Annotated in this window: 21 protein-coding genes; 4 read left to right on the forward strand and 17 right to left on the reverse strand. The window is 41.9% G+C overall.

Annotated elements, in window-relative coordinates:
• Position 1: 1 nt before the first annotated feature.
• Positions 2-1,585 (reverse strand): alpha,alpha-trehalase TreF, encoded by a 1,584-nt coding sequence (gene treF / locus J0X14_RS12990; protein WP_242528025.1) that lies wholly within the window; start codon positions 1,583-1,585, stop codon positions 2-4.
• Positions 1,586-1,668: 83 nt separating this feature from the next.
• Here treF and J0X14_RS12995 point away from each other — a divergent pair, with 83 nt between their 5' ends.
• On the forward strand, positions 1,669-2,325 hold the full coding sequence (locus J0X14_RS12995; protein WP_207098226.1) for a GntR family transcriptional regulator: 657 nt from the start codon (positions 1,669-1,671) through the stop codon (positions 2,323-2,325).
• 180 nt (positions 2,326-2,505) lie between these two features.
• On the opposite strand, the gene J0X14_RS13000 is transcribed toward J0X14_RS12995, so the two are convergent.
• The 11 genes from J0X14_RS13000 to J0X14_RS13050 are packed head-to-tail and all read right to left on the reverse strand — an operon-like array spanning position 2,506 to position 12,860.
• Positions 2,506-3,588: an amidohydrolase family protein gene (locus J0X14_RS13000; RefSeq protein ID WP_207098227.1), complete on the reverse strand. Its 1,083-nt coding sequence runs from the start codon at positions 3,586-3,588 to the stop codon at positions 2,506-2,508.
• 7 nt (positions 3,589-3,595) lie between these two features.
• Entirely contained in the window at positions 3,596-4,186 is a 591-nt protein-coding gene (locus J0X14_RS13005; protein WP_207098228.1) for an NTP transferase domain-containing protein, read from the reverse strand.
• Positions 4,187-4,189: 3 nt separating this feature from the next.
• A complete protein-coding gene (locus J0X14_RS13010) occupies positions 4,190-5,188 on the reverse strand; it encodes an XdhC family protein (protein ID WP_207098229.1) in 999 nt (332 codons plus the stop codon).
• A 1-nt stretch (position 5,189) separates the two neighbouring features.
• Positions 5,190-6,386 carry a molybdopterin molybdotransferase MoeA gene (locus J0X14_RS13015; RefSeq protein ID WP_207098230.1) on the reverse strand — a complete coding sequence of 399 codons (1,197 nt, stop codon included), beginning with the start codon at positions 6,384-6,386 and terminating at the stop codon, positions 5,190-5,192.
• Entirely contained in the window at positions 6,383-7,165 is a 783-nt protein-coding gene (locus tag J0X14_RS13020; protein WP_207098231.1) for a sulfite exporter TauE/SafE family protein, read from the reverse strand. The genes J0X14_RS13015 and J0X14_RS13020 overlap by 4 nt, the downstream gene beginning before the upstream one ends.
• Positions 7,156-8,220 carry a HesA/MoeB/ThiF family protein gene (locus J0X14_RS13025; RefSeq protein ID WP_207098232.1) on the reverse strand — a complete coding sequence of 355 codons (1,065 nt, stop codon included), beginning with the start codon at positions 8,218-8,220 and terminating at the stop codon, positions 7,156-7,158. The genes J0X14_RS13020 and J0X14_RS13025 overlap by 10 nt, the downstream gene beginning before the upstream one ends.
• A 3-nt stretch (positions 8,221-8,223) precedes the next feature.
• The gene (locus J0X14_RS13030; RefSeq protein WP_207098233.1) at positions 8,224-8,817 is read right to left on the reverse strand and encodes an NTP transferase domain-containing protein; all 594 of its coding nucleotides are present in this window, start codon (positions 8,815-8,817) and stop codon (positions 8,224-8,226) included.
• Between the two features lie 22 nt (positions 8,818-8,839).
• Positions 8,840-9,826, reverse strand: a complete 987-nt coding sequence (gene moaA, locus J0X14_RS13035) for a GTP 3',8-cyclase MoaA (protein WP_207098234.1) — start codon at positions 9,824-9,826, stop codon at positions 8,840-8,842.
• A 47-nt stretch (positions 9,827-9,873) separates the two neighbouring features.
• Entirely contained in the window at positions 9,874-10,128 is a 255-nt protein-coding gene (locus J0X14_RS13040; protein WP_207098235.1) for a MoaD/ThiS family protein, read from the reverse strand.
• Between the two features lie 4 nt (positions 10,129-10,132).
• Positions 10,133-12,370, reverse strand: a complete 2,238-nt coding sequence (locus J0X14_RS13045) for a xanthine dehydrogenase family protein molybdopterin-binding subunit (protein WP_207098236.1) — start codon at positions 12,368-12,370, stop codon at positions 10,133-10,135.
• A gap of 28 nt (positions 12,371-12,398) precedes the next feature.
• Positions 12,399-12,860, reverse strand: a complete 462-nt coding sequence (locus J0X14_RS13050; protein ID WP_207098237.1) for a (2Fe-2S)-binding protein — start codon at positions 12,858-12,860, stop codon at positions 12,399-12,401.
• 183 nt (positions 12,861-13,043) lie between these two features.
• Between J0X14_RS13050 and J0X14_RS13055 the strand changes: the two genes are divergently transcribed.
• Complete coding sequence (locus J0X14_RS13055) at positions 13,044-14,132, forward strand: vWA domain-containing protein (protein WP_207098238.1); 1,089 nt, start codon at positions 13,044-13,046, stop codon at positions 14,130-14,132.
• 53 nt (positions 14,133-14,185) lie between these two features.
• Here J0X14_RS13055 and J0X14_RS13060 read toward each other — a convergent pair whose 3' ends face one another.
• The gene (locus J0X14_RS13060) at positions 14,186-14,794 is read right to left on the reverse strand and encodes a DUF1080 domain-containing protein (protein WP_207098239.1); all 609 of its coding nucleotides are present in this window, start codon (positions 14,792-14,794) and stop codon (positions 14,186-14,188) included.
• Between the two features lie 152 nt (positions 14,795-14,946).
• On the opposite strand from J0X14_RS13060, the gene J0X14_RS13065 reads away from it, so the two are divergent.
• Positions 14,947-15,114 (forward strand): hypothetical protein, encoded by a 168-nt coding sequence (locus J0X14_RS13065; protein WP_207098240.1) that lies wholly within the window; start codon positions 14,947-14,949, stop codon positions 15,112-15,114.
• Here the strand turns inward: J0X14_RS13065 and J0X14_RS13070 are convergent.
• Together J0X14_RS13070 and J0X14_RS13075 are read right to left on the reverse strand one after the other, a co-directional pair.
• Positions 15,111-16,556: a M14 family zinc carboxypeptidase gene (locus J0X14_RS13070; RefSeq protein ID WP_207098241.1), complete on the reverse strand. Its 1,446-nt coding sequence runs from the start codon at positions 16,554-16,556 to the stop codon at positions 15,111-15,113. The genes J0X14_RS13065 and J0X14_RS13070 overlap by 4 nt on opposite strands.
• Before the next feature lie 4 nt (positions 16,557-16,560).
• On the reverse strand, positions 16,561-17,220 hold the full coding sequence (locus J0X14_RS13075) for a peptidoglycan recognition family protein (RefSeq protein ID WP_242528026.1): 660 nt from the start codon (positions 17,218-17,220) through the stop codon (positions 16,561-16,563).
• Between the two features lie 195 nt (positions 17,221-17,415).
• Here J0X14_RS13075 and J0X14_RS13080 point away from each other — a divergent pair, with 195 nt between their 5' ends.
• The gene (locus J0X14_RS13080; RefSeq protein WP_207098243.1) at positions 17,416-18,963 is read left to right on the forward strand and encodes a cupin domain-containing protein; all 1,548 of its coding nucleotides are present in this window, start codon (positions 17,416-17,418) and stop codon (positions 18,961-18,963) included.
• 3 nt (positions 18,964-18,966) lie between these two features.
• Here the strand turns inward: J0X14_RS13080 and J0X14_RS13085 are convergent, their stop codons facing one another.
• A complete protein-coding gene (locus J0X14_RS13085) occupies positions 18,967-19,368 on the reverse strand; it encodes a 3D domain-containing protein (RefSeq protein ID WP_242528027.1) in 402 nt (133 codons plus the stop codon).
• A gap of 46 nt (positions 19,369-19,414) precedes the next feature.
• A complete protein-coding gene (locus J0X14_RS13090) occupies positions 19,415-20,287 on the reverse strand; it encodes a pirin family protein (protein WP_207098244.1) in 873 nt (290 codons plus the stop codon).
• Between the last annotated feature and the right edge of the window lie 28 nt (positions 20,288-20,315).

Consider the following 20,315-nt stretch of genomic DNA (forward strand, 5'->3'; position numbering starts at 1 on the left):
ACTATTTTATATTTTCAAATCTTTGCAAGATGTTTTTAAAGCTGATGGCCACCCCATTGGTCCATCCAAAACCATCTTGGGTAGGATACTCCCCGCCTCCAGAAAGCAAGGATAGGTCTTCCACGTTATATTTCTCCATCATTTTCCCGGTGTTCGCATAAACCTTCTCATTAAGAGCGAGCCATCGTTTCATAATTTCAATGGCTTCTTCCCTGTACCCATATCGCAATAGTCCTCTTACGGCCATAAACTGCAAAGGCGCCCAACCATTTGGCGCATCCCATTGTTGCCCCGTATGCTCTAGAGTGGTCACTAGCCCTCCTTCCTTTAAAAAGGATTTCATGAGTACGTCCTTAACTTTTTCTGCTTGATTTCGGTCTGCAATATGAAAAAATAAAGGGGCTACCCCGGCAAGGGTCAATTTGGGTGTGATGGAATCCTTCTCAAAATTATAATCGTGGTAAAAGCCCGATTCTTCATTCCAAAAATACTGCTGGATTGCAATTTTTCTCAATTGGGACCTTTTGTCGAACTCATTCATGGCATTCAGATCACCTCTAAGCTGGCATGCCCTGTACAATGTTCGTTCCATATAATACAGAAGACAGTTAAGGTCCACAGGTAAAATGGAAGTGGTTTGGGTGGAGGCCAATCCACCTTCTGGACCATACCATCTTGAGCTGAAATCCCATCCTGATTCTGCGGCTGATCTCAAATTTTTGTAAAGAAGCTTTTTTTGAGAATCGGATTCCAGTGTACTAGCTAGTTTAAAATCCTCCTTATAGGCTTCAGGTCTTGGGGTGTCTCCTTTGTCCCAATAGCGGTTCAGATACATGTTCCCGTTCATATCTACCACATGCTGAAATGGTTTTCCTGGTGCTGCGATATCTTCTCCATGCATCCAAAACTCATATTCCCTAGACAATTCGGGCAAGTAATATAAAAGAAGATTTTGGTCTTTTTTAGCTAAGGCATCCACCATCAAAGCATAATAGGGAGGTTGTGATCTTGTTCTATAATAATTTCGAGTACCGTTTGGTATAAAACCAATGGAATCAATCAAAAAACTAAAATTGGCTACCATATTTTTGGCAATGGTATCGCGTCCATCAGCCAAAAGTCCCTCCAAGGTAAAATAGCTGTCCCAATAGTAGATTTCCTGAAATCGCCCACCAGGGACTATATAGTTGTGAGGCAAAGCAATACGTGAGGAATGTGGTATCTCTGTATCAGGTGGACGAGTAAGTTTGTCCCACATCAAGGAAATGTGTTCATACATGTTTTTGGTGGTATCCGATTCAAAAACCAAGGATTCCATGGATTTGTCCGCAAAGTTTTCTTGAACAAAGGTCTGCAGGTTAAAGCCTTGCGTGCCTTTTTGTTCCAAGTATTCTTTTTCAAGTTCAGCAGGCTCTTTTTTAGGGACCAAGTCTACAAAAGTCTTTGAATCGCTAAAAATGGATGAGAGCTGCACATCCTTAAATAGTTGGGTTTCGTAAAAATTGACCTTTTGAACGGGTTGCTCCTCTTCTTTGCACCCAAAAACCAATACCATCCATAAAATACCTAAGAACCATTTTTTCATTTCCTTGAATTTGAGCTTAAATATATGGTAATAAGCTTAAAGGTTTACCGTTTAAAATCGTATACGATTTGTAAATTTACGGTATGAGCCAGATTTCTGTACTAAGGGACAAAGTGAAGGACCATTTGTTGGGTCAGATAGAAAAAGGAGAGCTTGCCATTGGAAAAACCATTAACCTTGCAGCCCTATCACGGACCATTGGTATAAGTGTCACCCCTATTCGTGAAGCTTTGAGTCAGTTGGAGCAGGCTCGGGTAATCAATGCGGTTCCCAATCGTGGTTTTGTGGTGACCCATTTAACCAAAACAGAAGCTAGAAACCTCTATGAGACCATAGCACAGTTGGAAGTAATAGCCTTGGAGAGCTCAATTTTCCATTTAAAGGACATGGAGTCTTTACGAGTCCAGGAGAAGAAACTACGAGATGAAAAGAGTTTAAACAAGCGTTTTGAATTCCATAGATTGCTTGTAAAAAATTGCAGTAATTCAATTCTCTTGCAAACTTTGGACAGTCTCAAGGTTCGACTCCGTTTTTATGAGCAAGGATTTGCCAAGGATACTTCATTTTTTGACTTGGCCAATCGCCAAAATGAAGCAATTCTGCAAGCGATTCAACAAGACAATATCCCCACCGCTGCTTTAATCTTAAAAATGAATTGGATGACGGTTTTGGACTATGTTCATCAAAAAATGGATGAAAATCATGGACAATCCGTTGAAAATCAAAATAAATTGAACTAAATTTCGTTTTTGGTATAAAGATTTTCCCATGCAATTTTTAAACAAAGAAATTGAAGCAAAAATCAAGCGGAAAAAATCCGCATCCTTAATCAAAAAGCAAATTTCCTGTGGCATATTCCAGGATTTGGAAGCTTTGGAATTAAATTCCAAAAAATCCCAACCCCAAGTCGGGTCTTAAGATTACTCTGGAAATAAAGATTTATCCAGACCCGGAATCAAATTCAACGCATTCTTGTAGTACACTTTCTTTAAAACCTCATCCGGAAGGTCCAATCCGTACATGGCCCAGAACGCATGGTATTTTTTGTAGTATGGAAAATACTCGTCCGGAGTTTCCAACACCCTAAAATAGGTAGGGAACTCATTGGGTTGCCAACTGTCCTTTCCGAAGAGAATACGATCTTGGTACTTGATAAAAAATTCCTTGGCTCTTTTGGGTTGTCGACCTAATTCCGCTATTACAGCAGCTATGCCCACATTCATATTGGGGATTTCGTCCATCAACTCCCCTAGCCTGTCCAGATTATTGGCGTACCATCCCATATGGGCATTGATAAAATTGGTTTTGGGGTGTTTTTTAAACATACGATGTTGTTCATCAATGATTTGTTGCCAAGGTGCTGGGTCGGTGGCCGAACGTTGTCTTCTTGGATGCGTCTTCAATTCCAACCAGCGTTCATTGTCGCCGTCCATGGGGTCCCAAAACGACTTAGGATCGGCAGAATGAATCAGTACCGGAATTCCGAGTTCGCCACATTTGGCCCAAATGGGATCAAGTCTTGGGTCATCCACTGGGATTCGATTCCCATTCACATCATTGTTTCGCAACCCTAAACTTTTATAAACTTTTAGTCCTTTTGCACCATTTTTCACATCTTCTTCCAGTTGCGCTGCGGCTTGTGCTCCCCAATTGGGATTTCCAACACCACTGTAGTCCACATTGGCAAAAATGGCAAATCTATTGGGGTAATGCTCGTTTACATTCTTTATTTTGGCAACAAGGTCTTCCCCAGAACCGCCACTCAGGTTCACCATAATCCCCTCATTGAGCTGGTCCATGTGTCTAATCAGTTCTGATAAATCTTGACTTGCCATCCGAAACTGGTGACTGTGCACATCGATAAAAGTAAACTTGGCCTTCTCCACGGGGTGTTCGGGCACCACAAGAGTCGAGGTAGGGCTGTATTCCTCGAACCCCATATCCTGCGCATGGGTAAATGTAAAACTAAGGATTATGCCTAAAGTAAAAGTATAGATTTTCATTCGTAATTTATTTATTATCAATTGATTGGTTGTATTCTTTTTTGGTGTCGATGTCGATTTGCTTCCCTTCGGGAAAAACGGACATGCTGTCAGTGCTATATTTTTCAATGATATGTCTAGCGCCAAAATCCTGATTGAGTTTTGAGAGTTCCGAAAATAAGGATGGATGAAATAATGCGGGCACTCCTAATTTCTTTCCATAGTCAGTAGCCACGATTTTATGCCCACCATTTTCAAATTCAGCTTTTATAGTGCTTAAATAGGAAGCGTCCAAGAAGGGTTGGTCGGCCAACATGATGAGTATCCCTGATAAATTACTGTGATTTTCTAGAATGTTTTTTATTCCAACTGAAATGGAACTGCCCATTCCTTTTTCCCAATGGGTATTATGGATTATCCCAACATCCTTCGGAACAATTTCCTTGATTTTATCGGTATGAGCACCCAAAACCACAAATACGGACTCTGTAAGTTGCTTGGCTTGTTCAATGGCATGTCCCAATAGTGTGGTGTCCCCCCAAGCTAGTAGCTGTTTGGGCCCGCCCTCCATTCGTGTGGAGGCACCAGCGGCCAATATGAGAACAGCAATGGATGTCATTGGCTAGCTATGGATTTTTCCCATTTTATCTTTGAGTAACTGGGGTTCTTTATTGTTGACCACCGAAAGAATTTCCGATAAAATGGATATGGCAATCTCTTGTGGTGTTTCAGCACCAATATCTATACCGGCTGGGCCGTGGACTTGCTCCAAAAAGTCTTCGGAAATATCAGGAAAGCGCTCTAAAAGTTCATCAAAAAGTTTTTCCCGCCTTTGAAAAGGGCCCAACAAACCTATGTAAGCACCTTTCTCCTCTTTCAATGCCATAACAAACTGCAGGTCTTTTACAAAACTATGAGTCATGATGACTACAGCTGTTTGATTGTCGAGAGTATGTTGAAAAGCCTCTGGCTCTACTTGAATGAGTTTGTGGATTCCTGGAAAGTCTTTTTTGGTCTTTTCTTCTCTGGGGTTGGCTACCACGCTTACCTCCCACCCGGTCAATGAAGCATACTTGCATAATTGTACTGCATCGTGCTCCGCTCCAATGATGACCAATTGAAAACACGGATGCATTTCCTGTTCAAAAATGGAAAACTCCTTACTGGATTCGCTGTTCTCGGAGATTGGAAATACGCTATCCACAAATTGAAATACCGAATGGTATCCCGTATTATCACTTTGTTCTTTTTTGAAATAGGATTGGATATGAAATGGCTTTCTGCTTTCGATGGTTTTCCAAAATTCGGAAAGAAAGGAATGACTTGGTTTAAAGGATTCCAATAAAATGTAGAGAATACCTTCACACCCCAAACGATAACGGCCATCGTACACCATCACTCGGGAAACCCCAGTGGTGAAAACCGACTGTGCCTGCCGTAGCACTTCTTTTTCTACACATCCACCACTTACGGCCCCTATCATGTCTCCATTTTCAAAAATCAGCATACGAACGCCGGGCCTCCGGTACGAAGACCCATCCAATGCTACCACAGTGGCCAAAATGGCATTTTCCTGCCTTGCTTCGTAATGTTGTATTATGGTCTTTAATTCATGTGTCATCTCACACTAATTTTCTGGTTGGGATAAAAGGAACTAGCTTGCCTTTTGGTATTTCTTCCTTCGGAAGCACCTTTATAAAACCATCTGCTTTGGTCAAGGCCAACAAATCTCCAGAACCGGTTGAAGTGATGGTATTGGCCACTAATTTTCCTTCCATCAATTTTAGGATGACCCCAACAAATAGCGTCAAATCGGTACTATTGGTATAGGGTTCATCTAAAAATACAGCAAAATGCGTTGTGTCCGTTCCCAAAGTTTTGTTAAGCCAGGGTTTAAAGTACAGGTGATAGTTCACAAAAGTAGAAACTGGATTTCCAGGAAAGGAAAACACCGTAGTGTTATAGGATTTATGTTTTCCGAACCAAAACGGTTTTCCAGGACGTTGCAATACCTTGTGAAAGACCTTTTCAACTCCCAGACTATCAAAAGCTTCAGGTAGAAAATCGTATTTTCCTTTGGAAACACCACCGCTGAGCAAGAGCACATCGTAATCGTTCAAGAGGTTTTTCAATGTCTGTTTAATTACGTCAGGTTTGTCCAATACATGATGGATATCCCCTTGAATTTTTTCATTTTCCAAAAGGGAAAACAAGGAATACGAATTGGATTTCCGTATTTGGAAAGGTAGCGGGGTCTTGTCCACATCCACCAATTCATTTCCTGTGGATATCACCGCAACTTTTGGAAGTTTTTTTACGGAAACATTAGCCTTTCCCACAGTGGCCAATACGCCAATTTCGGCGGCAGTGATTCTGACTCCAGGTTGAAGCAAAATCTCATCTTGATGCACATCACTGGCTTGGTAATGGATGTTTTGACCTTTTTTGACAGGTTCATTTATGATAAACTTCTCGCCATCTTTTGTGGTATGTTCGTACATGACCACAGTATCTGCATTTTGGGGAATAATGGCTCCGGTCATCACCTCAATGCATGATTCTTTTTCGTCTAAAACCAATTGCGGGCTTCCAGCTTGGGCTATCCCTGAAACTTTAAAACTTTTATTTTGAGAATTGAGGGCGTCAAACCGAATGGCTATGCCATCTTTGGTAGACCGGTCAAAAGGTGGGAAATCTCGGTCGGCCACAATGGTTTCGGCTAAAATTCTTCCGTGTGAATTAATCAGTTCCACTGATTCATCCCCGTAGTTTTGGGAATTTTCCAGAACGTTCTGTAAGGCTTCATCAAATGTGATCATGAAAAAAGTGCGATTTCGAGTCCGTTTTTCAGCAATACGCGAATGCCCACGAACAATACCAAAATACCAGTCAGCATGCGAATGCGTTTTGCAGACAATTTACCAATACTGAGTCGAACCCCTAACTGGCCTCCCAGAAGCACGGCAAAAAGTAGTCCCAATATTTCGGGCCAAAAGAGTTCAAAGGAGTTGCTGGTCAACAAACCACCAATTCCTGAAACGGAATTGACCAAAATAAAAAAACTGGCAAGTGATGCTATGACAATGGGCTTGTCCCATTTCATGTGGTTAAGCACGGGTGCCAGAAAAATTCCTCCACCAATACCTACCAGTCCGGATAAAAATCCAATTCCCGCGCCCAACAGGTAGGACATGTACGGTGGATATTTCTTGACATTAAAATTGGAATACCGGGCCATGGTCTGATAGATGAGCGCAATGGCCGAAATAATTAATGCCAGTGCCAGCAGGATAAAGAAAACCTGCTCCTTTAACCGAAACGAAGCCCCGATAAATGCCATAGGAATACTGGTAATGACAAAGGGCAAGAATTTTTTGAGGGACAAATGTCCGTTTTTGTAATAGAGATAGCAACTTCCAGTGACGACTGTTAAGTTGCAAAGCAAGGCTGTTGTGCGGATGGCAAAAAAGCTGGTCAAGACCAAGGTTAAAATGGCCAAATAACTGGACCCGCCCCCAAAACCTACGGCAGAATAGAGTGTAGCTACCAAAAAAAAGGCCAAGGTCAATAGGATGAAATCAGTGGCATCTAAGGACATAGGCTGGCAATTTTGTTCATTCCGCCCAAAATATTAATAAACTGTTTGTTGGGATATTGGTCTTGAAGTTTTTTTACAGCTATTTCACTGCGCTTCCCAGATTGACAAATCACATAAATAGTATCATCGGAAGTAATATGGTTTGATGCGAGTTCCAAACAATCCAAGGGGACATTGATAGCTTTCTTTAAATTGCGTTCTGTGAATTCTTCTTCCGTTCTAACATCAATTAAAGTGATGTCTGTTTTCGAATCCAATAATGATTGAAAATCTTCGGCGGTTATCGCAGGCACTACATCACAATCCAAAGGTTCATAAAAATCCTGAAGTTTTTTCAGCTCCAAATTCTTTGGATTCAGTTTGAAACCGATTTGGGTAGAACGTTGGCTCAGGCCATCAAACAAGAGTAGTTTTCCAGAGAGCACCTCCCCTATTCCGGTTAGCACTTTTATAGCTTCCAACGCTTGAAAAGTCCCTATAATTCCTGGGATGACTCCCAAAACTCCATTTTCATTACAATTGGGTACCTCTTCTGCACTTGGCATGTTGGGATAGAGGCAGCGATAAGTGGGGCCGTTCTGGTAGTTGAAAACGCTCACGTGCCCTTCAAAACTATGTAATGCCCCATATACAAAGGGTTTCTTTAGTAGAACACAGGCATCGTTAATCAGATATCGCGTCGGGAAATTATCGGTGGCATCCACAACCAAATCATAGTCCTTTATAATCTCCAATGCATTGTCCTTGGTCAAAAAAGAGTCATGAAGGTTAAAATGCGTTTGTGAATTTTGCGTACTCAATTTTTCATGGACCACTTCCAACTTCAATCGTCCTATGTCCTGTTCAGAATACAATACCTGTCGTTGCAGATTGTGCAGTTCAATGAGATCTTGATCCATCAAACCCAACGTACCCACACCCATTGCATTCAAATATTGAAGTACAGGTAGTCCCAGTCCACCCAAACCCACGACCAAAACCTTGCTTTGGGACAATTTCTTCTGCCCTACTGGTCCAAAATCCTTCAATTGGGTTTGTCTGATATATCGGCTCATCGGTCAAACTAGTTTGGATTTGGCATATTTATAATCCTCAATATTATTGGCATTATAAAGTACCTCGTCATGTTCAGGAAAGACCAATTTTGTATCAGAATTGATCAAAAATTTACGGGGGCATGAACTTTCAGCGGTTTGCATATGGTGTATCGCTTCACGTAGTCCTTTAGGTTCCCAAATGGTAATCAAGGGTTCTGGAAGTTTGGTTTCTTTGGTGGCAAATGATGTTGCGCCTTGTTTTGAGTCCCTATTTTCGACCAAGTGTTTTAAAGTTTCCAGGTCAAGAAGGGGTAAGTCGCAGGCCAAAACCAACCAAGCTACGTCAGAATATGCTTTATGTGCACTCAATATGCCATTGAACGGTCCACGGTATTCATTTTTATCGACAATCGTCTTGAAGCTATTTGGAATTGAATCGCTTTGCTCATCTCGAATGCTCAAAAAGACATCATCGCAAAGTTCTCCCAACAATTGATAAAGGTATTCTTGTTGTGGAATGCCGTGATAGGTAAGCAGTCCTTTATCTGAACCCATTCGGGTGCTTTTTCCTCCTGCAAGGACCAATCCATATAGTTGGGGTGTCGTGCGGGCCATATTATTCTATTTTATCCAAAAATTAACCTCCTATTGAGGTCATGGAATTATCAAATACCGTTTGGGCATGTTTTTCTTGTGCCTCAAAACCAGTTTTTGCACGGTTGCCAATGGCGGTGAGAATGGTTTCCTTTATTTTTTCCGTGTTTGATTCGCCACGAACCAAATCCCTCAAATTGGCCATAGGTTTGCCGTATAAACAGGTGATGACATCCCCTGTTGCGGTAATCCGTAAACGATTACAACTGCCACAAAACGTCCGACTAAAGGAAGGAATTATCCCAAAAGTCCCGGTATGCCCTTCAATTTGATAATTGATAGAAGTTGATTCCTTCGGAGATTCCAGTTTTTTGTAATTGGGATAGGTGTTGGCGATATGCTCCAAAATGGCCTTATAATTCCATTTGATGGTATTGAAATTCTTGGAACCACCATTAAATGGCATTTCCTCTAGAAATCGAACAGAAACATTATGGTGTTTCATGACATCTAAAATAGGAATGATGTCCTGCTCGTTCTGTCCGTCCAAAACAATAAAGTTGATACGAACGTTGAATCCTTCCGTTATCAATCGGATTAGATTATTGTGTACCGTATCAAATTGTTTTCTACGTGTAATGCGTTCAAAAGTTTCCCGATTGATGGAATCTAAACTCACATTGATGTTGGTAATGCCCAATTCCTTGAGTTCATCAATATGGGGACCTATTAAAGTTGCATTGGTAGTTACGGAAATATCGTTGAGCCCTTCCAATTTGGAAAGATGGCGCATTAATTCCATTAAATCTTTACGAACAAAGGGTTCGCCGCCTGTAATCCGAATTTTATCAATCCCTTGCGAGACCAATATTTTACTGACCTGCTTTAGTTCCGAAATGGTGAGCAACCTATCATTTTTTACAAAATTGATGCCTTCCGAAGGCATGCAATAATTACAACGCAAGTTGCACCGGTCGGTTACCGCCAGTCGTAAATAATTGATTTTTCTTCCGTGATTGTCTATCAGCATAAATCCGTTGCTTCTTTTTCAGTGGTAAGTTACCGATTTTGCATGGATTATCCCCCACTTACCGGGGGGATAAGTGCAATTTCATCATAGGAATTGATGACTTGGTCATCCTCAGCGTAGCTGTTGTTTACGGCTACGGCCAAAGACGACAGTTTGTTCAGTTCTGGATAGGTGTTACCCAAAAATTCTTTCAATTCCTTTACCGTTTTTGGTATTTTTTTTCCTGTTACGCTAGCTGTAGGAATGGACAACGTGGGTGCTCCCACGATGTCCTTTGTAATTCCAAACAAGAGTATTGTCATATAATCAACCTATAATTTCTTTTTCTGGTACTTTTAAAAGTTCTGGTGTTTTGGTAAATGGTTGCTTATAAAGTCTATTGCCCGTGGCGGCTTTCATGGCATTGGCCACAGCCCCTCCTGCGGGTGGCAAGGTTGGCTCGCCCAATCCGGTTGGGGGAAGGTCATTTTCCACGAAAAAGGTCTCCACTATGGGTGCTTCTTTGATGCGAAGCAATCGGTATCCATCAAAATTGGTGGTTGTTGGCTTTCCATTCTTAAAGGTCATTTCGGTATACATGGAATGGCCCAGGCCATCCAAAACTCCACCTTCCACCAAATTTTTGGCTGCAAGGGGATTCACTACAATACCGCAGTCCACCACGCAAGTGATTTTCTTCACTACCGGCTCTCCATTCTCAATCTCCACATCGGCCACTTCAGCCACATGGGTGTTGTGGCAGTAATAGTTTACAAAACCTTGGTAAACATTATCAGGTTTGGTGCCCCATCCCGATTTTTCAACAGCCAAGTGAATCACTTCCTTCATGCGCTCTGGGGAATATTGAATGCGCTCATCTTCCTCAGGTTTTACCTTGTCCAATAAGTCCAACCGAAGCTGAATTTTATCCACCTCCATCAACTCGGCCAACTCGTCAAAGAAACTTTGCTCGGCAGAGGCCAAAAAATTGGTATAGGGTGCGCGCCACGCTCCAGTGGTGATATTGCTATCATACACTGCGGTATCAACTTGGTAGTTTTCAATGGCTCCTGCGGGGAAGAAATTGGGAACCAATCCGTACATATTGGAATTAACTGCGGCTTCTTTAAGGTGGTAGGCTGTGACCTTTCCATCCTTAATACCGGCTTTGATTCTGTATTTGATGGCCATTCGGTAAATACCATCTTCCATATCATCTTCACGACTATACACTAGTTTTACCGGTTTCTTTGCTTTTTCTGCAATTTCAGCAGCCTCAATGGCAAAGTCACCATAAAGCCTTCTTCCGAAACCACCACCAATCCTGGTCATTTCCAGATGGACTTCCTCCGCTTCCCTTCCAAGTAATTGGGCCACAAAATTTGCAGTTCCCTCTGGGGTTTGGATGGGCCCCGCCAAATGTATTTTTTCATCGGTAACATGGGCGAAAAAGTTCATCGGCTCCATACAGCTATGCGATAAAAAGGGCGACTCATAGGTACGCTCCAAAATTTCATCCGCTTCTGCGAATGCTTTTTTCACATTACCATCAGATCGCATGGTTTCAAATTTGTTGCCATCCAATAAGTCTGTCAATATTTTGTCGTGCTCCTCTGTGTTTTCAGCTTTGGTGGCTTCCTGCCACTCGGCCTTAATTGCTTTTTTGGCCTTTAGGGCTTCCCATGTGGAATTCGCTAACACCACGACTTTATCACTTGAGCTTAAAATGTTTTCAATTCTAGGGATTTCTTCCATGAGCCCACGTATTTTTTCTCCAATGGTGAATACATCCACAACTCCCGGCATGGCTCTAGCTTCGGTATCATCATAGGAAACCAATTTGTGCCCAAAGGCTGGTGGACGCAAAACAGCGGCGTATACCATGCCTTCTGCTTTGTAGTCCATTCCATATAATGGTTTTCCAGTAATAATTTTGTCGATATCCACGTTGGGCGTGGGTTTGCCCATGATTTTGTACTCGCTAGGGTCTTTGAGTGGGACATCTTCAGGGACCTCCAACTGGGCGGCTTCTTTTACGACATCACCATAACCCAGTGTTTCACCAGCGGCATTGGTGATGACACCTTCGCTAACAGAACATTCTGATGGATCAACGCCCCAACGTGCAGCAGCAGCACTCACCAGCATTTGCTTGGCGGCGGCTCCAGTTTGACGGAGGGCATCCCATCCAAATCGGATGGATTGACTACCTCCAGCTACCTGCCGGGTGTAATTATTGGTATCCAAAATACCTTGCTCCACGTAAACATCCTTCCAAGCCACATCCAGCTCTTCGGCTATGATCATGGGCATGGAGGTCTTTACATTCTGACCCACTTCTGGGTTTGGTGAAAAAATGGTGACCGCGCCGTTATCGGCAATTTTGATGAAGGCATTAAAGTCGTTATAATCCAAACTGGCCAAATCAATGGCGGGTTCTTGAATGACTTTGGGTTTGCACGCCTGGAAAAGATTAAAGCCAATCAGCAAGCCTCCTCCGGCCAGCGAAGAATTGCGCAGAAATGACCTTCTACTAAGTGAATTATGTATAGGATTTATTGACATGTTCTAGTTTTTTGTAATGAAAAGGGATTTATTCCATGTTGTCCGCAGCAATTTGTACCGCTTTACGGATTCTGGTATAGGTCGCACATCGGCAGATATTGCCGTGCATGGCGTTTTCAATGTCCTCTTCTGAGGGATTGGGATTGCTCGCCAAAAAAGCGGAGGCAGTCATAATCTGACCGGCTTGGCAATACCCGCATTGGGGAACATCCACTTCTTTCCAGGCTTCTTGAACGGGATGGGTACCATCTTCCGATAGTCCTTCAATGGTGGTAATGGATTTTCCTTCTACTTGGGAAAGGGTTAGGGAACAGCTTCTCATGGCGGTGCCATCAACATGGATGGTACAGGCACCACATTGCCCAATTCCACATCCATACTTGGTGCCCACAAGATCTAAATGATCTCGAAGCACCCATAAAACGGGAGTGTCCTCAGCAACGTCGACTGTTTTTGACGTGCCATTGACAGTGATTTGATACGTTGGCATAGTTTTTTGAATTGATTGTTTGTTGTTACTATTGCTGTTGAAGTTATCAAAAAATTAATCGAATGTTCTTTTTTTAACAGCACCCCTCTTTTTTTAACTTTTCTTTAAATCTATTGTGACTCCATAAGATAATTTTCAGGCAGATTCAACGTTTTGCATGTTGAACCTTAACTTTATATGAAAATGAAAAACGCTTTTCGCTATTGTTTTTTGCTATCCCTTACTTTTTTAATTTTCTCTTGTGGAAATGCCGATGATGATGTCAATTTTGACATTAATGATGGAGAATTGGGTCAAGGACAGAGCCCTGATGACTGTCTTGGTTTTGATGATAACGAGTTGTTACTTTCCATACAGGATCAATTTACCGCGTTACCTGCCAAAGTTTCCATTCTTTTTAGAGTGTCAGACCTTCAGGGTAATCCAATATCTGGATTGAGTGCAGACCAATTCACCATTTACGAACAAGGACGAAATGATGATTGCTTCAATGTAATTTCTTCATCCGAGTCGCAGGCCCGAATTTCACCAAATACCCAGGTGTTCAACAACAATACCGTTTTAGTACTGGATTTAAGTAATAGTGTACTTCAAAGTAGTTTGGCAGAATTGAAATCGGCTTCAACAAGTTTTGTCAATAATGTGATGCCAACTCCAGAAACAGAGTCTTTTAAAATGGCTATTTATTGGTTTGATGGTGAGGATGAATTGCATCTTCTGAATGAACCGTCGTCTTCTGCAACTGAATTGACCGCGGCTATTGATGGTATTACTGCGGATATCAGCAATGACCCCTCGACAGATTTGTATGGAGCTGTAATTAAATCCACGGATATTGCTGAAGATTTGCTGAGGGAAAGTCAACAAGAATCTTTGATTGGTGCGGCATCCATTGTATTGTTTACGGATGGTACGGACCAAGCTTCGCGCTATAGTGAAGACAACGCACTGAGAGCTGTTGAAAATGCAAGTAGAAACATCTCTTACTTCACCATTGGTCTAGGTGCAGAGATCGATGCGGACATTCTCATGCAAATAGGAAAGACCGCTAGTGTGTTCGCTGGAAATAAGGAAGAATTGGAAACGACCTTTAACCAAATTTCGCAACGGGTCTCTGAGCAGGCCAATAGTTTTTATCTTTTTGAGTACTGCACTCCAAAACGAGATGGCAGTGGCGAAAATAACTTGGTGATACAATTGACCAATGGAAGCCTTCAAGGTGCCGTACAGACCAAGTTCAATGCCAAAGGTTTTACTGGGGGTTGCGAATAAAGGTGTAATCATAATAGTTATAAAAAAAGCCCGGCAATTTGACCGGGCATTTTTTATTTTGTGTCCAAAGGGGTAATCTTAATATTCCGCCATTTTACACGAATACCACCACCATCATGAATCTGAAGGGCAATGGCCCCTTTGCCCTCGCCAATTTTTTCATCTTCTAAATGCACCATTTCTGTGCCGTTGAGCCAAGAAGTGATGCTTGGACCTTCCGCCCTTATTTTTAAGGTGTTCCACTCCCCCATTTTAAGGGCCTTGTCTTTTTCTGGGTCAGGTTTAATCAACCAACCACGACCATACGATTCGTAAATTCCCCCTGTATCTTTTCCGGGAGGGGCCACTTCCACTTGCCAACCGCTCACTTTGGTACCTTCAAAAGTGGAACGGATAAAAACACCGCTATTCCCATCCGCTTCTTGTTTAAATTCCAAAGTCAATTCAAAATCATCATAAAAATCTTCGGTGGATAAATATCCGTATTCGGCTTTGGGTCCACTTTCGCAGATAAGTTCGCTATTTTCAACAAACCACTTTTCTTCGCCATGGTTGACCCATCCGTCGAGATTTTTACCATTAAACAAATCGGTGACGTTGCCCTGTGCTGACACCCCTTGAATTGCCACTAGGAATAAAGTTGTAAAAATTAGTTTTCTCATAATTGTATAAATCTGGGCAAGAAAATACGGGAAATCTTGGGGATAACGTCCAAAACGTAGGGTTTTTAGACCGATAGTTGTTTATAGGATACAGACGACAACTAAAAACATCCTAATGACCCGAGGAAAAGTTAAACGTAAAATGAAATGTGATGGATGTAGTAAAAGAAATTATCGACAACAGTGCCATAGGTCCTTTTTCCAACGGATTTAAAAGTGTGGTACTTTCTCTTTTTGCTTCAATTGTTTGCGTACTGCTAGTTATGTTGACCATTTTGATTATAAATGGTTCCAGCATTACCTTTCATTACGGCTACTAGCGATAGATCAGTGCATTTCCGAATTTTTGTTCTTCAAGTGGTTTGGATAAATCCAATAAAAAACCATTGATGACCGCGTGGGTTATTATTCCCTCCTTTTCCAGAAAAAAAGTTGGGTTCACTCCCGGTTGCAGATTGAATGAATTCAATTTAAAATTTAACCCGATTTTGTGAACTGGCTGATTCACAGAAAAACCAGTATCAGGAAGCATGGTCTTCACATAAGCAATTCCTTCTTGCAAAAGATTTTTCGCATTCTGATTGTTACCCATGTTGGCCACTTTTGGAGGAACAATGGTATATCCCGAAGCATCAAATGTTTCATACCCATAAAATGTGGAAAGGTCGCCCTGGTCATCCACCACACTTTTGTAATAAAAATCGTTGTGCCCTTTAAGGTCAATTTCATTTCTGAAAATGCCCAAATCCAAAATATAGTCGTTCCCCAAAAGTTCATAGGTAACATTTTCAATCTTTAGGTCGAATAACTTCCTGTCGTTATGTGGGATTTTCTCATAATCTTCCACAGGAATACTTTTGTAACTGCCATTGGCAATAGTATACAAAGCCGAAAGGATGGAAACATAGTTGAGTTTCCGTATTTCCTGTTTTTCTGGATCATTGGTGTATCCGCCTGATTCAATTAAAATAAGGCTGGTACCCCATTTGGCAATATTATCGCCAAAAGCACGGGGTTCAAAATCGTCACTGTATCGTCCTACCTGTCCAGGTGCATAATTTTGAATAATCTTGTTCATGTACACAATCACCTTCATGGCATTCGCCCGTACCTCGTTGATGTTTTTTTCATAATTAAAGGCCGTAGCCAAATAGGAAATCGTGGCCGGTTTGTCCGTCAATTCTGCATTGTAATAGGTGCTTTGGTCATGCAGGTTGAAACCAAAATCAGCATCCAAACTATCCCGAATCCGTTTTAGGGCCCGTCCTTCGGGTGATTGCAATCGCAGTGCATCTCGATTGATGTCGATGCCCAACGCATTCCTGCGCTGGTACACTTCTGCCCCATCTGGATTTACCATCGGCAAAAAGTGAAGTTTTAATTTCGAAAGGATTTCGCTTTTCTCTTGCTCAAAATCGGAAGAATCCAAAAAATGGAGAATATCAAAAATGGCTTGTGTGGCCGTAGGCTCATTGCCGTGCATCTGTGACCATAAAAACACGTTAATGTCTCCTGTACCAATACTGATAAGACTCAAATCCCGCCCTTCAATGGACTCCCCTACTTTATGTACATCAAACTTTGGGTTGGCCCTGAATTGCTGAATCAAAGGCTGTATTTCCCGATGTTTAATACGCCGCTCCCCCAAGGATGGCTCTTTGTACTTTTCATAGGTTTCATACAGTTTGGAGGTAATAGGGTCCTGACCTTGCATTGAAATTGTCAGTAACGCTATAAAAATGGGAAGCAGTCTATTGAGCATAGCTTTATTTTGTTGGAACGGGTTTAAAGTTAAATTTTTTAGTCGCTTTTCGCACTTTTTTCATGAAATCCATGCCTGGGTCAGTTTTTGTTGTGCGGTACCCATCATCCACTTCCAGCCATAGGGGATGTCCTTCGAAAAGTGTATATTCTTGATGACCTATCACATAGTCAATATTATATTTTGAAGCGAGATACTTCACTAAATAAATATTGGACTTCAGCTGTTTTTTGGTTAATGGAAAGCCTCCCGTTCCACCTACATTTTCAATTCCGATGGCGCAGTGGTTCAACCCTATGGTGTGACGTGCCATGACGGTTTCGGGCATCAAACGATAAATAGTACCATCCCGATCCACCAAAAAATGGGAAGACACATTTAATCCACTCACATTTTCCAAATCAGGTCGCCAATTGGGCAGAGTAGACCTATTAAAAGCGGCAAACGATTTTTTCAAGGTTGGGATGGCCGTCCAGTGCAGCACAATCATTTTAGGGACAATGGTGGTGGTATCTTGCTCCAATCTGTAACGTTGGGCCAAATATTCTTTGGTAAGTTCAATCCGTTGCTCATCAAAAATTATGGGGATGTCCACAATCTCTTTTTGAACTTTGCATGAAATAAAAAGTGTTCCCAAAAAGACTGTTAGACTTATTTTTTTCAAATAAAATTGAAATGGAGCCATGCCCAAATGTAACCTAAAATTAAAAACAGCATCTACTATTATTTAATATCTTTAATGTGCCTCCATATAGATTAAGTCCAAGAAAACCCATATGTTGCAATATCGAATCGTGGTGTTTGATGGTGAAATGGACGAAAGCCAAAAAGTTTATGAAATTCAAATAATCAACAATACATGAAAACTAGAATTAGCTTTATTGTAGGTGTTTTTGGCTGCCTTTTCATGAATGCCCAAGAAGAGTATCAGCTTGGACCCAATTCTGAGGTTTATGAGGGTATTCCAAAGGGTACTGTGAGTAAGTATGTCTGGGAAAGTGACATCTACCCCAATACAGTTCGGGAGTATTATGTGTATGTGCCAGCACAGTATGATGGCTCTTCAGAAGCTGCGCTAATGGTTTTTCAGGATGGACATACCTATGTGGATTTGGAAGGGGAGTTTAGGGTGCCTACGGTTTTTGATAACCTGATTGCCCAACAAAAAATGCCAGTAACTATTGGATTGTTCATTAATCCAGGCCATGATAAGGATGCTCCGAAGGCCGAGAGTCCGTGGCGAGTCACCAATAGAACCCTTGAATACGATGAAGTTTCAGGTACGTATGGTGATTTTCTACTTCAAGAACTTATTCCCGAACTCAAAAAGAACTATAAGATTTCTGATGACCCAAAGATGAATGCCATTTGCGGTCTTTCTTCGGGGGGCATTTGTGCATTTTCTGTAGCGTGGTTCCATACCAACAAATTTCAAAAAGTGTTGAGCCATATTGGAAGCTTTACCGATATCCGGGGAGGACATAATTATCCCTCCATGATTCGCAAAAATGAGCCCAAGGACATCAAAGTTTTCCTGCAAGATGGGTCCAATGACCTGAATCTGGAATATGGCAATTGGTGGTTGGCCAATTTGCAGATGGAATCTGCCTTAAAGTTTAAAGAGTATGATTACAAGTTTGTACCGGGGACCGGAGGGCATGATGGTAATCACGGAGGGGCCATTTTACCAGAGTCATTGGAATGGTTATGGAGTGATGTGGCACCCAAACGAGTCCAATCCAAGGTATATAAGGTAGGCGAAACCGCGCATGACACCACTTTGCTCGAAGGTGAAACCGTCCATTTTAAAACAATGGAACTAACACTGGAAACGTTGGTGCCTGCTTCTAAAAAAATGTTCTTGAATGAGGAGAGGGAACAGATTATCATTGCCAAGGAAGGAGAACTCACAGTGGACCTAAACGGAGACACCAAAACAATAGGGCCAAACAGTGTGGTTGTTATTATGCCCGGTGACAAGGCCACTGTAAATGCTAAAACAGCAAAGGCACAATATTATCATATGGTCTACACCTCCCATCAACCTATGGATTTGGATAGAGGGAACGAGGAGGGTTCAATCATCATTGATTTTGATGGGGTACAATACAGCACGCACGACAGGGGCGGAATTCGGAACTACTTCCATAGAGAAACGGCCATGTGCCCTTATTACGAGATGCACGTCACCAATTTAAACTCGGGTATAAAAAGTCATGAACCGCACACGCATGCAGCGGCAGAGTTGGTTATTATGGTCAAAGGAGAGACCGAAATGGAAATCGGTAATGAAATGTACCAAGGAAAGGCAGGCGACGTATACTATTTGGCCTCACAAGTGCCCCATGCCATCAAAAATATCGGTGATGAGCAATGCATGTATTTTGCTTTTCAGTGGGATAACTAAATCTTATTCAATGGGAATGGCATAGCAGATCATAAGTTTCCTTCTCCCCCATTCCCGGGCCTTTTTTACATCCTCTCCCATATAAATATCAATTCGGTTTCGCCAGCGATAGTGCATTTTGTCCTTCACGTAGAAGGTATCTGGAAAGGTATCGATTTTTACCATGGTGTTGTGTTGCAATCCCATTTTAATAAGATCTCGGGAAACCGCAATGCACTTCATGCCTGGTTGTAATGTATCACCCCAAGCTGCTACGGATGGATTGATGGTATCTGTTTGCCAAAAAACCGAATTATAGGCCGATGCTGTTACCTCATGCCCTATCCATTCATGAGTGGGTTTTTGAACTGGCTTTTGTTGGGTACAGGAAGCCAACACGATAAAAGAAAAGAGTAATTTCTTCAATAGGCGTTAGGAATGGTTTATTCCTAAAGATACATATTTCTTGATTTTATTCAGGTAAGGGCACATAGGTGTCATCATTTTCCATCATGGGGAAAGTCTTGCTCCGCCATGCTTCTTTGGCTGCCTCAATTTTTTCCTTGCCTGAAGACACAAAATTCCAATAAATGTGTCGCTCTTCTGGAAAAGGTTCCCCACCAAATAACAACAAATGTGTTTTTGGACGCAATATGATGTTACAGGTGTCCTCCACTTTAGATACCAGAATATTCCCTTTTTCGACGACTTCCCCGCAGGCTTCAATGCTGCCTTCCACAATGCAAATCCCGATTTCACCTTTCAGTTTCCCATTTACATTCAAGGAATAGCTTTCTTCGGTTTTCACTTCTACCATGAACAATTCGGAATGAACGGGAACGGGCGATTCTTTTCCATACCCTTTTCCGGCCACCAAGGTGAATTCGGCAGTGTCATCCGTCCATTTAGGCAAATCATTCCCGTCAATATGATGGAATTCAGGTTCCATTTCTTCCAATTCCTTTGGTAAAGCCACCCAAATTTGATAGCCATGGGCCGTAAAGATGGTTCCATCCCGCATATCTTTTGGAGTTCGTTCGGTATGGGTGACTCCTTTTCCAGCCGTCATCCAATTTACCGAACCGGGTTTAATGCGTTGTTGGGTACCCAAACTGTCCTCATGCATTATTTCACCTTCCAACATAAAAGTCAAGGTGGACAGTCCTAAATGGGGATGTTGGTTTACATCCATATATCTTGCTGGCCCCAATTCAGTGGGTCCCATATGGTCGATAAAAATAAAAGGACCTATCATTCTTTTTTTCCGAAAAGGAATGAGTCGTCCCACCAAAAAATCCCCGATATCCCTACTACGTTCTTCTATGATTAATCCAATGTTGGACATATCTTTTATGTTTATATTTAGATGCAGA

It is taken from the genome of Allomuricauda sp. CAU 1633 (assembly GCF_017313225.1).
GTDB lineage: Bacteria > Bacteroidota > Bacteroidia > Flavobacteriales > Flavobacteriaceae > Flagellimonas.

Bases quoted from the DNA above. Each gene is read 5' to 3' on its own strand.
- J0X14_RS13045 (WP_207098236.1), bottom strand. From the start codon at position 12,370: ATGTCAATAAATCCTATACATAATTCACTTAGTAGAAGGTCATTTCTG.
- J0X14_RS13000 (WP_207098227.1), bottom strand. From the start codon at position 3,588: ATGAAAATCTATACTTTTACTTTAGGCATAATCCTTAGTTTTACATTT.
- J0X14_RS13040 (WP_207098235.1), bottom strand. From the start codon at position 10,128: ATGACAATACTCTTGTTTGGAATTACAAAGGACATCGTGGGAGCACCC.
- moaA (WP_207098234.1), bottom strand. From the start codon at position 9,826: ATGCTGATAGACAATCACGGAAGAAAAATCAATTATTTACGACTGGCG.
- treF (WP_242528025.1), bottom strand. From the start codon at position 1,585: ATGAAAAAATGGTTCTTAGGTATTTTATGGATGGTATTGGTTTTTGGG.
- J0X14_RS13060 (WP_207098239.1), bottom strand. From the start codon at position 14,794: ATGAGAAAACTAATTTTTACAACTTTATTCCTAGTGGCAATTCAAGGG.
- J0X14_RS13025 (WP_207098232.1), bottom strand. From the start codon at position 8,220: ATGAGCCGATATATCAGACAAACCCAATTGAAGGATTTTGGACCAGTA.
- J0X14_RS13090 (WP_207098244.1), bottom strand. From the start codon at position 20,287: ATGTCCAACATTGGATTAATCATAGAAGAACGTAGTAGGGATATCGGG.
- J0X14_RS13020 (WP_207098231.1), bottom strand. From the start codon at position 7,165: ATGTCCTTAGATGCCACTGATTTCATCCTATTGACCTTGGCCTTTTTT.
- J0X14_RS13010 (WP_207098229.1), bottom strand. From the start codon at position 5,188: ATGACACATGAATTAAAGACCATAATACAACATTACGAAGCAAGGCAG.
- J0X14_RS13050 (WP_207098237.1), bottom strand. From the start codon at position 12,860: ATGCCAACGTATCAAATCACTGTCAATGGCACGTCAAAAACAGTCGAC.
- J0X14_RS13070 (WP_207098241.1), bottom strand. From the start codon at position 16,556: ATGCTCAATAGACTGCTTCCCATTTTTATAGCGTTACTGACAATTTCA.
- J0X14_RS13005 (WP_207098228.1), bottom strand. From the start codon at position 4,186: ATGACATCCATTGCTGTTCTCATATTGGCCGCTGGTGCCTCCACACGA.
- J0X14_RS13015 (WP_207098230.1), bottom strand. From the start codon at position 6,386: ATGATCACATTTGATGAAGCCTTACAGAACGTTCTGGAAAATTCCCAA.
- J0X14_RS13030 (WP_207098233.1), bottom strand. From the start codon at position 8,817: ATGGCCCGCACGACACCCCAACTATATGGATTGGTCCTTGCAGGAGGA.
- J0X14_RS12995 (WP_207098226.1), top strand. From the start codon at position 1,669: ATGAGCCAGATTTCTGTACTAAGGGACAAAGTGAAGGACCATTTGTTG.
- J0X14_RS13065 (WP_207098240.1), top strand. From the start codon at position 14,947: ATGGATGTAGTAAAAGAAATTATCGACAACAGTGCCATAGGTCCTTTT.
- J0X14_RS13080 (WP_207098243.1), top strand. From the start codon at position 17,416: ATGAAAACTAGAATTAGCTTTATTGTAGGTGTTTTTGGCTGCCTTTTC.
- J0X14_RS13055 (WP_207098238.1), top strand. From the start codon at position 13,044: ATGAAAAACGCTTTTCGCTATTGTTTTTTGCTATCCCTTACTTTTTTA.